Origin of the sequence: Devosia sp. (assembly GCF_028290645.1) — a bacterium.
In the GTDB taxonomy this organism is placed as follows: Bacteria; Pseudomonadota; Alphaproteobacteria; order Rhizobiales; family Devosiaceae; genus Devosia_A.
Window position 1 is genome coordinate 1 of sequence record NZ_JAQGJL010000319.1, and the last position, 11,724, is coordinate 11,724.

Sequence of the window (11,724 nt, forward strand, 5' to 3'; positions counted from 1 at the left end):
GCATCGACGGCACCAATACCAAGGCGCAGCTGATCACCGCGCAGAAATTCGACAGCGACCGCATCTTCACCACCTACAATTCCGACCTCTCGGTCAGCGAAGTGATGGGCGCCTGGAAGCGCTACGAGCCCAAGGCGGTGAACGGCGAAATCCTCCTCTGCTACGGCTTCGGCGACGGCGGCGGCGGCCCCACGCGCGCCATGATCGAGCGCGGCATCCGGCTCGAGCGGGGCATTCCCGGCGCGCCGAAGGTGAAGCTCGAGGGTATCGTGCCGTTCCTCGACCGGCTCGGCGAGCGCATGGACGCCGACGCGAAGCGCTTCCCCACATGGAACGGCGAGCTCTACCTCGAGTACCACCGCGGCACGCTCACCACGGTCGCCAAGAACAAGGCCAACAACCGGCGCGCCGAGCGGCTGCTGCGCGAACTCGAATTCCTCAGCGCCATGGCGATGCGGGCGGGAGCGCCCTACCCCGTCGACAAGCTCAACGAGTTCTGGGAGCTGGTGCTGATCAACCAGTTCCACGACATCCTCCCAGGCACGTCGATCCCCGAGGTCTACAAGGATTCCGACGCCGACTACGGCATGCTGTTCTCGACGCTCGGCTCCGGGAACGGCCCCTGGCACAGCGCGGCCCGCGCCGTCGCACCGCCGGCGAAAGGCACGCTGCAGCTGTTCAACTTCACCGGCCATGCCAGAGACAACACTCTGGTGCGCATCGAAGGCGCCGATGACACCGCCGCCCTCTCACAGGCCGGCCAAGCCCGCCCGCTCCAGAAACTCGCAGCCGCCGACGGCGCCATCGCCTATGCAGCTCCCGCGAGCGTACCATCCCTCGGGTGGTCGTCGGTGGCTCTGGTCGCCGCAGCAGAAGTGCCGAAGTCCGGCCTCTCCGCGTCCACCAGCCATCTCGAAAACGCCCTGCTCCGGGTCACCTTCGGCAAGAACGGCGAGATCACCTCAGTCTTCGACAAAGCCCACGGCCGCGAGCTTGTCGCCGCGGGCCAGACCGCCAACCGGCTCGTCGCCTACGAAGACAAGCCGCTCAACTGGGATGCCTGGGACATCGACCGCTATTTCGAGGAGCAGTTCTGGCCGCTCTCCGCCGCGGTCAGGATCGAGCTGGTGGAAACCGGCCCCTACCGCACAGCGATCCGCATCGAGCGCAGCTACCAGCAGTCGAAAATCGTGCAGGTCGTGTCGCTTGAAGATGGTGCGCGGCAGGTCGAGTTCGACACCTTCATCGACTGGCAGGAGCGCCAGACGGTCCTGAAAGCCGAGTTCCCCTTCGACCTCAACATCTCCGAGATCCGCTCCGAGATCCAGTTCGGCCACGTCAAGCGCGCCACCCACCGCAACACCAGCTGGGACCGGGCGCGCTTCGAAGCCAGCATGCACCGCTGGGTCGATATCAGCGAACCCGATTTCGGCGCCGCCCTGCTCAACGACTGCAAATACGGCTACGACGCCGTCGAGCAGATGGTGCGGCTCACGTTGCTGCGCGGCCCGACCTTCCCGCATCCCGAAGCCGACCTCGGCCAGCACAGCCTCAAATACGCGCTCTTCGTCCATGACGGACTACGCGACCTGGCGGATGTGCCGGTCGCCGCCGAGCGCTTCAACAACCCCGTCGCGGTGATCGGTGACACAGCCTCCCGCTCCGATGGTACAGCGGCCGGCGCCAGCTTCTCCTTCGCCGCTGTCGACAAGCCGAACGTGACGCTCGAGACCGTGAAGAAGGCCGAAAAGAGCGATGCACTGGTGCTGCGCGTGTTCGAGCACGCCAATGCGCGTGCCACCGCGACGATCAGCTTCGGCGTCCCGGTGAAATCGGCAAGGCTCTGCAACCTGATGGAAGAAGGCGGCGAACCGCTGGAGGTCAGCGGCAACGCCGTGACGCTCAACCTCCGACCGCACGAGATCGCAACGCTGCTGCTTGAGGTGGGGGCCGATTGACGAGAGACGGCGGTACGAAGCTCTGACCGGACCTCAGGACGCTACCAAAGGGTGTACCCGCCATCGGACGACCACCGAGCCGGTCATGAACGAGGATGCATCGCTCGCCAGCAGCAGGGCGATCGGGGCGATCCCGTCCGGGGTCGCGTAGCACTGCATCGGAACCTCGTCGCACCAGTAGTGCCGGTCGATATCGGATCCGTCACGTCCGCACGAACGGCGATGCACTGGCCGCCAAGCCCCCGCAGTTCCGAAAGGCATTGGCCGGGTCGAGGACGATCCCCTTCGCGGCTGGCCCGGCAGCGACATCGCTTCGGCAAGGGCCTCGACGCGACCGTTGCGAGCGCATCGAACTTGCCTCGCGCCGTCTCACCCCCGCGGAAACGAAATTCTAGTCTCCGCCACGGCCGACGACATCCCTGCCCCGGCGACGCAGCATCTTATAGACTACTGTTTCGATAGAGATAATTGAGTATGCGAGGTGCGGCGGTATGATCCTTGCACCGTCCGGCATTCTCCGCCGGCCCGAATCTGAGCCGAAGAGGATCGCACCTTGTCACTACAGTCCCTTACCGCCACACGCCGCAGCGCCTTGAAGGGCCTTGCAGCGGTGCTTCTGGCGAGCGCCATCGTCAGCCCCGCCCTTGCACAGGACACACCCGTGCAGGGAGGCACGCTGATCTACCTGGAGCAGCAGGCGCACACCAATCTCTACCCGCCGGCAGGAGGCTTCTACCCCAATGGCGGCGTGCTCAACCAGATCACGGACAAGCTGACCTACCAGAACCCCGAGACCCTCGAGATCGAACCGTGGCTGGCAGAGGCGTGGGAGGTGAACGACACCGCCACCGAATACACCTTTAAGCTCAAGCCGGGCATCACCTTCTCGGACGGCACGCCTCTCGACGCCAAGGCCGTGGCGCTCAACTACGACATCTTCGGGCTCGGCAACAAGGACCTGAAGTTCCCGATCTCCGAGGTGATCAACAACTACGATCACTCCGAAGTTGTCGACGACCTGACGGTGAAGTTCTATTTCAAGAAGCCCTCGCCGGGATTCCTGCAGGGCACTTCGGTGATCGGTTCGGGCATCGTGTCCGCCTCGACCCTCGCCCGTCCCTATGACGAGCTGGGCGACGCCACCAAGATTATCGGCTCGGGGCCGTTCGTGGTCGAGAGCGAGAAGCTCGGCAAGGAGCTGAACCTCAAGGTCCGTGCGGACTACAACTGGGGTCCGGACAAGTTCGCACACCAGGGCCGCGCCTATCTCGACGCCATCAAGTACATCATCACGCCCGAGGACAGCGTCCGCATCGGCGCGCTGCTCGCCGGGCAGGCCGACATTATCCGCCAGGTGCAGGCCTATGACGAGCCGCAGGTCAACGACGCCGGCTTCGACATCTTCGCTCCGGGAACCCGCGGCGTGAACGACGCCATCGCCTTCCGGCCCGACAATCCGCTGGTCGCGGACGTGACGGTCCGCCAGGCGCTGCTGCTGGCGACCAACCGCAAGGAGATCGTCGATACGCTCTTCTCCTCGAACTACCCGCTCGCCACCTCGGTGATCTCGTCGCAGGCGGCCGGCTATATCGACCTCTCCGACAAGCTGGTGTTCGACCAGGAGAAGGCCAAGGCGCTGCTCGCCGAGGCCGGCTGGACGCCCGGCGCGGACGGCATCCTCGAAAAGGACGGCAAGAAGCTCGACCTCACGGTCTATGTCTCGCTGCCGCAGCCGCAGAACGAAGGCGTGCTGCAACTTGTCGCCCAGCAATGGGCGCAGGTCGGTGTGAAGCTCAACGTGCTCGCCGGTGACGCCGGCAGCCGCACGCTCGACAATCTCGATCCGCTGAAGACCCCGGTCGTCGTCTCGATGGTCGGGCGCGCCGACCCCGACGTCATCAAGTCCGGCTTCTATCCCAAGAACCGCGACTGGCTGCTGCAGAAGGGCGGCTCCAGCGACAAGGTCGCAAGCTTCGTCGACGACAAGCTGAATGGACTGCTCGAGAGCCTCGCGTCGGAGACCGACAGCGCCAAGCGGCTGGCCATTGCCGGCGAGATCCAGGGTTACGTGCTCGATCAGGCCTATATCGTCCCGTTCTTCGAGGAACCGCAGGCCTTCGCCGCCGCGCCCTATGTCGAAGGGCTGCAGTTCGAGGCCGTTGGCCGGCCGAGCTTCTACAACACCTGGCTCGCCGCCCACTGATGCTGAATCGTCCCGAGCGCCTCCCTGCGCCGGGACCTCCCTTGTCTTGCGGAGCGATTTCCATGTCGCGCTACATCATCGGCCGGATCGGGCAGGCCTTGCTCGTCCTCTGGGTTGCCTTTACCGCCGCCTTCCTGCTGCTGCAGGCGCTGCCCGGCGATGCGATCCTCATCAAGTTCCAGAACCCCGAGCTCGGCCTCGGTCCGGACCAGATCGCCGCGCTGCGCGAAGCCTATGGCGTCGATAGCCCGCTCTGGGCGCAGTACCTGCAGGCGCTCGGCAACTTCCTTGCGGGCAATTTCGGCTATTCGGTGCAAGGCTCGGTGCCGGTGAGCCAGGAGTTGCTCGCCAACCTTCCCGCAACTGCCCGGCTTGCCGGCTTCGGCTTCAGCCTCGCCGTGCTTGTCGCGCTCGGCCTCGCGTTCCTCGCGACGCTCGCGCCGTTTGCCTGGCTGCGGTCGGCGATCCAGGCCATTCCGTCGCTCTTCATCTCGGTGCCGGTGTTCTGGCTCGGCATCATGCTGATCCAGACTTTCTCCTTCCGCCTGAAATGGATTTCGGTCATCAACCCGGGCGAGTGGGAAGGGCTGATCCTTCCGGTGATCACCCTCGCGGTGCCGATCTCCGCTCCGCTGGCGCAGATCCTGATGCGCAATATCGACGAGGTCTCGACCCAACCCTTCGTCGCCGTGGCCCGCGCCAAGGGCGCGTCGCCGGGCTGGGTGCTATGGAAGCACGTCGCGAAGAACGCGCTGCTCCCCACCCTCACCATCGCGGGCATCCTGTTCGGCGAACTCCTCGCCGGCGCGGTGATCACCGAGACGGTGTTCGGGCTCAACGGCATCGGCGGGCTGACGGAGCGCTCGGTGCGCTTCCAGGATGCCTCGGTCATCCAGGCGGTGGTGGTCTTCTCGGCCGCCTGCTTCGTCGCCGTGAACCTCATCGTCGACCTGCTCTATCCGGTGTTCGATCCTCGCCTGCGCAAAGCCAAGGGAGCCGCGGCATGACCAGTTTTGCCTCCATCGATGCGTTCACCACCACGCCCGCGACCGTTTCTCGCACGAACAACCTGTTCGGCCGCCTGCGCGGCGTGAACCCCGGCCTAGTGCTGGCCTGGCTGGTGATCGCACTGGTCATTGCCTGGGCGATCGCCCCACAGCTGTTCACCAGTTTCAACCCGGTGCAGGGCGTGCCGAGTGAAAAGCTCAAGGCCCCGACGCTCATCCACATCCTCGGCACCGATGCGCTCGGCCGCGATCTCTTCGCCCGCCTCGTCTATGGCGCGGCGCATTCGCTGACCGGCGCCTTTGTCGCGGTGGTGGTCGGGCTCGTCGCCGGCACGGCGCTGGGCGTCATTGCCGGATCGACCGGCGGTCTGGTCGAGGAAGCGGCGATGCGGCTCGTCGACGTGCTGCTGTCGATCCCGGGCCTCCTGCTGATGCTGTCGATCATCATCCTCCTCGGCTTCGGCACGGTGAACGCCGCCATCGCGGTCGGCATCACCTCGGTCGCGAGCTTTGCCCGTCTGTCGCGGTCCGAAGTGGTGCGGGTGCGGCGCTCCGACTATGTCGAAGCGGCGTTCGGCAGCGGCGGGACGTTCCTGTCGGTGCTCTGGCGCCACGTGCTGCCCAACTCGCTGACCTCGGTGCTGGCGCTGGCCGCGTTGCAGTTCGGCAGCGCCATCCTCGCCATCTCGACCCTAGGCTTCCTCGGCTACGGCGCGCCGCCGCCGACGCCGGAATGGGGCCTGCTGATCGCCGAGGGCCGCAACTACATCTCGACCGCCTGGTGGCTGACCACCGCTCCCGGCATCGTCGTCGTCGTCGTGGTACTGGCCGCCAATCGCATCAGCCAGTCCGTCGGCAAGGGGCGCTGAATGACCACCCCTCTGCTTTCGGTCGAAAACCTCTCCGTCGCCTACAAGGAGGGCGACCATCACACCCGCGTCACCCACGAGGTGAGCTTCGACATCGCGCCCGGCGAGGTGGTGGCGCTGGTCGGCGAGTCCGGCTCGGGCAAGACGACGACGGCACAGGCCGTGATCGGGCTCCTGCCCGAGAACGGCCGCATCGAGCAAGGCGCCATCCGGCTCAACGGCGAGGACATCTCGAAATGGTCGAGCAAGCGCCTCGACGCCATCCGGGGCAGCCAGATCAGCCTTATCCCGCAGGATCCCACGAGTTCGCTCAACCCCGTCAAGACCATCGGCGCGCAGGTTGGCGAAATCCTCCGCATCCATGGCGATCGCGACGGCAAAGTCATCGCAGCGCGCGTCGCCGAGCTCTTGGCCCGCGTCGGTCTCTCCGATCCCGAGCTACGCGCGCGGCAATATCCGCACGAGCTTTCGGGCGGCATGAAGCAGCGGGTGCTGATCGCCATCGCCATCGCATTGAAGCCCCAGCTGATCATCGCGGACGAGCCGACCAGCGCGCTCGACGTCACGGTGCAGAGGCGCATCCTCGACCTGATCGACGAGCTCAGGCGGGAAAACAATACCGCCGTGCTGCTGGTCACCCACGATCTCGGCGTCGCCGCCGACCGTGCCGACCGGATCGTCGTGCTGCAGGGCGGCCACATCCAGGAGACCGGCGAGGCGAAGGCCCTGCTGATCGCGCCGCAGAGCCCCTACGCGCAGCGGCTGCTCGCGGATGCGCCGTCGCTCTCGACCACGGCGTTCCGTGAGCCGCGCCCCGGCGGGGGCGATGCCATCGTGGTCGATGGGCTGGTGCATGAATACGGGCTCGGGCGGAAAAAAAGCTTCCGCGCGGTGGACGGCCTGTCGTTCAGCGTGAAGCGCGGTACCACCCACGCTATCGTCGGCGAGTCCGGGTCGGGAAAGACCACGACCGTCCGCGACGTCGTCGGTTTCGGCCGCCCCACCTCGGGACAAATCCGCATCGACGGCACCGACATCGCTTCGCTCAAGGGCGATGCGCTGCGGCAGTTCCGGCGGAAGATCCAGCTGGTCTACCAGAACCCGTTCTCCTCGCTCGATCCGCGCCAGACGGTGTTCTCCATCGTCGAGGAGCCACTGGTGAATTTCAGCGGGCTCGATGCGGGCGCACGGGCGAAGAAGGTCAACGACCTGCTCGAACGCGTGGGCTTACCCGAGGCATTGCGCAAGCGCCGGCCGCGGGCGCTGTCCGGCGGGCAGCGGCAGCGCGTCGCCATTGCGCGAGCATTGGTGCTCGACCCCGAGGTCGTGGTGCTCGACGAGGCAGTGTCGGCCCTCGACGTCACCGTGCAGGCCCAGATCCTGAAGCTGCTCGACGACCTGCAGCGCGAGCTCGGCCTCACCTACCTGTTCGTCTCGCACGACCTCGCGGTGGTGCGGCAAATTTCCGACACCGTCTCGGTGCTGCAGGACGGCCGGCAGGTCGAGACCGGCACCGTGGAGGAGGTCTTCCTCCGCCCGCAAAGCGCCTACACGCGCGAACTCATCGACGCCATTCCCGGAAAGAGGAGCCTTGCCCTTGCCTGAAACCACTCCCTCCAAGCGCCTCGGCTTCTTCACCCGGCTGCTCGACGACGCGACACCGGCCGAGCGGTACCGGTTCGCCGCCGATCAGATCATCCACGCCGAAGCGCATGGCTTCGACAGCGCCTGGGTGGCGCAGCACCATTTCAGCCGCGACGAAGGCGGGCTACCGGCGCCCCTGGTGTTCCTCTCCTACGTAGCGGCGCGGACGGCGCGCATCCGGCTTGGCACTGGCATCATCACGCTGCCGCTCGAACAGCCGATCCGCGCCGCCGAGGACGCGGCAGTGCTCGACCTTCTCTCCGGCGGCCGGCTGGAACTCGGCATCGGTTCGGGCGGCACGCCCTCGTCCTTCGCCGCTTTCGGCCTCGACAGCGCCGATCGCAACGCGATCTACGAGCGGCATCTCGCGACCTTCCGAACCGCGCTATCCGGCTCCCCTATCGTCGGCGACACCAAGCTCTATCCCGCCGCGCCGCATTTGCTCGAGCGCTTCTGGCAGGCGACCTTCTCGATACATGGGGGCACCCGCGCCGGGAAGGCCGGCGACGGCCTGATGCTGTCGCGCACGCAGCCGCGTCCAGCCGACAATCCGCAAGCCACCCTGCCGGATATTCAGCACCCGATCGTCGACGCCTATTTCGCGGCCCTGCCCCCCGAGATCGCGCCGCGCATTGTCGCCTCCCGCACCCTGTTCGTCGCCGACAGCCGCGAGGAGGCGCGCCGGCACGCGGAGACCGGGCTCAGGAGGTCGGTGCCCAGTCTCAAGCGATCTGGGCATGTCTTCCAGGGTGACGGCCTCGACGAACTGATCGCCGCTACCGACACCCATGTCGGCACGGTCGAGGAGGTGCTCGAGAGCCTCCATCGCGACACCACGCTCCCGCGCGTCACCGACATCGTGTTCCAGGTCCATTCCGTCGATCCGCCGCACGAGCTGATCCTGCGCTCCATCGAGCTGATCGCGACCAAGGTCGCGCCGCAGCTCGGCTGGAGCAAGTCCGACAAGCCCTCTTCGCGCCTCAGCCTCGTGCGCTGAGCAACCTCATGAAGGAGCTCGACATGAGCCATCCCCATTTCGACGTCATCGACCGGCTTGCCGGCATCTCCCCCGGCAGCGCCGTGGATCGCATCCGGTCCAACCGGCAGGTGGCGCGCGACAATGCACAGACCAGCTACGCGGCCCTGTTCGCTCCGGCGACGCCGGGCACGGTGCTGCTGGAGGAGCGCTTCGCCATCGCCTACTTCGTCGCGGGCCTGCATCGCGACGAGACGATCGCGACGTTCTATCGCGACCAACTCGTTGCCCTCGGCCGCCGCGGGCTTGTCGACGCCGTCAGTGCTGAAATCGTCCGCGGACAGGCTACCGGTCCCTACGGCAGCTACCCCGCCGGCCCCCTTAGTTCCGAAGACAAGCCCGGCCTCGAATATCGCCCCGACTCGGCCAATCGCGACGTGCTGGGCCGACTCGGCGCCGCGTTTTCGCACGCCCATCTCCTCGTCTTCCGCCCACGCGATGCAAGCTCGGCGGCGTTGGGCATGCTGCTCAATGCCGGCTGGATCACCGACGATATCGTGAAGCTGTCCCAGCTCATCGCCTTCCTCTCGTTCCAGATCCGGGTCGTCACCGGGCTGCGGGCCCTCGCCGCCAGCCAACAGCAAGCCGTAGCCGCCGAGTAAGGAGACCACCATGACCGAAACAGCCATCAGCTATTCCGACCCCAACCGCCCCGTCGCCTTCACCCAGGCACACATCGGCTGGGCGCCCTGGCTCAAGCCGCTCGACGAAAGCCAGCTGACGCAGCGGCACTGGGACGGCCTCACCGAGGCCTCCCGCGCCAAATCGCCCTATTTCATGCTGCTCGCTCGCGATCCCGACATCCTCGGCGCCCGCACACGGACGGACAAGGACATCTTCTACAATCCGGATGCCGGCCTGCCGCGTGCCGAGCGCGAACTCGCGGCCGCCGCGACGTCCCGCTCGAACGGCTGCATCTTCTGCGCCTCGGTGCATGCCCGCTTCGCCTCGACCTATTCCAAGCGCAGCGAAGACGTCGACCGTCTGCTCGAGGGCGGCGTCGAAGTGGACCTTGGGTCGCGCTGGAACGCCTTGGTCGACGCTTCGGTCAAGCTTACCTCGACGCCCTCCGAGTTCGGCGAGGAGCAGATCGGCCGGCTGCGCGAGGAGGGGCTCGACGACCTCGCCATCGCGGACCTGATCTACAGTGCTGCCTTCTTCAACTGGGCCAACAGGCTGATGCTGTCGCTCGGCGAACCGACGCCGGCCGCATAGCCGCGCCGTCAGACCCCAAACCACTCTGGCCTCGCCGGCGAGAGCCCCGCGTTTCGGAACGCGAAGCATCTCGCCGTTGCGGTGCGTCCTGACTCTTGGGAGAGGCGAAGAGCGGACCGGCTTTGCGGCCAGGTCATACTCCTCCTCTCCGTCGACCCCGCACTTGCTGGTCTGCCTCAACTGCCTGTCGTCACCCGGCCGACTGCCGAGCCGGGCTCGGACCGCCGTCTTCGAGTTGACAAGGATCCTTCCGCCCACCTATACGTATTAGTGTTACGTATAAACGGATGCGCAAAGCGTGAACCGCAGGGCAACTCAGAAGGATGTGGCACGGGTGGCCGGCGTCTCCCAAGCGACCGTCTCCATGGTCCTGAGCGGCGGGTCCCCGGCAATTCCGGTGGAGACCTGGGAACGCATAACCAGGGCCGCGCAGGAACTGGGTTACGTTCCCAATCGCTTCGCGCAAGCGCTCCGCACCAATCGCACGATGACCATTGCCTGCATCGTGCCGGACATCGCCAATCCGTTCTATCCGACGCTGATGCGGGGCATCCAATCGGTGACGGATGGGCTTAACTACGATGTCATCGCGGTGAACACCGACGGCGTCGCTGAGCGCGAGCGGCATTTCCTCGAGTGGTCGCGGCAGGGACGGGTCGATGGCGTGATCGGGGTGTTCTTCACTCTGCGCGCCAAGGATTTCAAGCCGCTGGTCGATGCCGGCGTGCCGGTTGTGCGCATCGAATCTTCCAAGAAACGCGGGGGCGATATCGCTGTCGACGACATCTTCGTCGACAGCCACGCCGCTGCCTATGCCGCCACCAACTATCTCATCGCCCGCGGCCATCGCCGCATCGCCATGGTGGCCGGACGTGGCGGACCGCAGAGCGTTCGCGTCGAAGGCTACCGGGCGGCGCTGGCCGAGGCAGGCGGCACGACGCATGTCGTGATCGAGGAGGAATTCAACGAGATCGGAGGCCTCAGGGCCGCCGAGGCGGTACTGGCGAGCGGCTACGCCCCCACGGCGATCTTTGCCGCCAACGACCTGATGGCGATCGGCGTCATGCAGGCGCTGCGCGATCGCGGCATCGATATTCCGAGAGAGATCGCCGTCGTCGGATTCGACGATATCTCGGCCTCTCGTCTCGTCACTCCATCCCTGACCACCATCGCCCAGTTCCAGGGCGACATGGGGGTCAAGGCTGCGCAGATCCTGATGGAGCGGTTGCGCGGCTCCAGACCGGGCGCCGGTTCGGCACTCGAGATGCCCTTCAGCCTGATCGAACGGGGCTCGACCTGAGCCGGCAATCGTAACCCTTGCACAATCCTTGGAGGAGGAAACCATGCAACGTCGTGACTTCATTGCAAGCGGGCTCGGCCTTTTGGCCGTGACCCTGCTGTCCGGCACCGCTTTGGCGCAGGACAAGAAACCCATCAGTTGGTGGTACGAAACCGCCTCGCCCGAAAACCAGGGATTCCTGAAGACCCTGCTGGTCGATGTCTTCAATGCAGCGCACCCCGACCAGGAACTGTCGATCGACTACCGCGGCAGCGAGCTCGATAAGCAACTGCGCGTCGCCCTGCTTTCAGGCAGCGCCCCGGACATCGTCTACACCGCGGGCCCAAGCTACGTGGCCTCGATGGCGCGCGCCGGCCAGTTGCTGCCGCTTGACGACTACGCGGCAAAACTCGGCTGGAACGATCGCGTGCTGCCGGTCTTCCTCGAACTGGGCAAGTATGACGGCAAACTCTACGCCTTGCCCAAGACCTACGAGACGCTCGGGCTGTTCTA

Annotated in this window: 11 protein-coding genes; 10 read left to right on the forward strand and 1 reads right to left on the reverse strand. The window is 66.0% G+C overall.

Features of this window, described 5'->3' with window-relative positions:
* Nucleotides 1-1,958: glycoside hydrolase family 38 C-terminal domain-containing protein (locus JWQ89_RS17160; protein WP_299642950.1), on the forward strand; the 1,958-nt coding region annotated here is incomplete at its 5' end.
* Between the two features lie 33 nt (nt 1,959-1,991).
* Here the strand turns inward: JWQ89_RS17160 and JWQ89_RS17165 are convergent.
* Complete coding sequence (locus JWQ89_RS17165; RefSeq protein WP_299642952.1) at nt 1,992-2,117, reverse strand: hypothetical protein; 126 nt, start codon at nt 2,115-2,117, stop codon at nt 1,992-1,994.
* Between the two features lie 451 nt (nt 2,118-2,568).
* Between JWQ89_RS17165 and JWQ89_RS17170 the strand changes: the two genes are divergently transcribed.
* From JWQ89_RS17170 to JWQ89_RS17210, 9 genes are all read left to right on the forward strand, one after another.
* On the forward strand, nt 2,569-4,161 hold the full coding sequence (locus JWQ89_RS17170; protein WP_299642969.1) for a TIGR04028 family ABC transporter substrate-binding protein: 1,593 nt from the start codon (nt 2,569-2,571) through the stop codon (nt 4,159-4,161).
* 62 nt (nt 4,162-4,223) lie between these two features.
* Nucleotides 4,224-5,168, forward strand: coding sequence for an ABC transporter permease (locus JWQ89_RS17175; RefSeq protein WP_299642954.1), 945 nt, complete (start codon nt 4,224-4,226; stop codon nt 5,166-5,168).
* The gene (locus JWQ89_RS17180) at nt 5,165-6,037 is read left to right on the forward strand and encodes an ABC transporter permease (RefSeq protein WP_299642956.1); all 873 of its coding nucleotides are present in this window, start codon (nt 5,165-5,167) and stop codon (nt 6,035-6,037) included. The genes JWQ89_RS17175 and JWQ89_RS17180 overlap by 4 nt, the downstream gene beginning before the upstream one ends.
* Nucleotides 6,038-7,642: an ABC transporter ATP-binding protein gene (locus JWQ89_RS17185; protein ID WP_299642958.1), complete on the forward strand. Its 1,605-nt coding sequence runs from the start codon at nt 6,038-6,040 to the stop codon at nt 7,640-7,642.
* A complete protein-coding gene (locus tag JWQ89_RS17190) occupies nt 7,635-8,678 on the forward strand; it encodes a putative FMN-dependent luciferase-like monooxygenase (protein WP_299642960.1) in 1,044 nt (347 codons plus the stop codon). Before JWQ89_RS17185 ends, JWQ89_RS17190 begins: the two co-directional genes overlap by 8 nt.
* Nucleotides 8,679-8,701: 23 nt before the next feature.
* Nucleotides 8,702-9,319 carry a CMD domain protein gene (locus tag JWQ89_RS17195; RefSeq protein WP_299642962.1) on the forward strand — a complete coding sequence of 206 codons (618 nt, stop codon included), beginning with the start codon at nt 8,702-8,704 and terminating at the stop codon, nt 9,317-9,319.
* A 10-nt stretch (nt 9,320-9,329) separates the two neighbouring features.
* Nucleotides 9,330-9,932: an alkylhydroperoxidase domain protein gene (locus tag JWQ89_RS17200; RefSeq protein ID WP_299642964.1), complete on the forward strand. Its 603-nt coding sequence runs from the start codon at nt 9,330-9,332 to the stop codon at nt 9,930-9,932.
* Nucleotides 9,933-10,230: 298 nt separating this feature from the next.
* Nucleotides 10,231-11,232 carry a LacI family DNA-binding transcriptional regulator gene (locus tag JWQ89_RS17205; protein ID WP_299642966.1) on the forward strand — a complete coding sequence of 334 codons (1,002 nt, stop codon included), beginning with the start codon at nt 10,231-10,233 and terminating at the stop codon, nt 11,230-11,232.
* A gap of 43 nt (nt 11,233-11,275) precedes the next feature.
* The coding region (locus JWQ89_RS17210) for an extracellular solute-binding protein (RefSeq protein WP_299642968.1) at nt 11,276-11,724 on the forward strand (449 nt) is incomplete at its 3' end.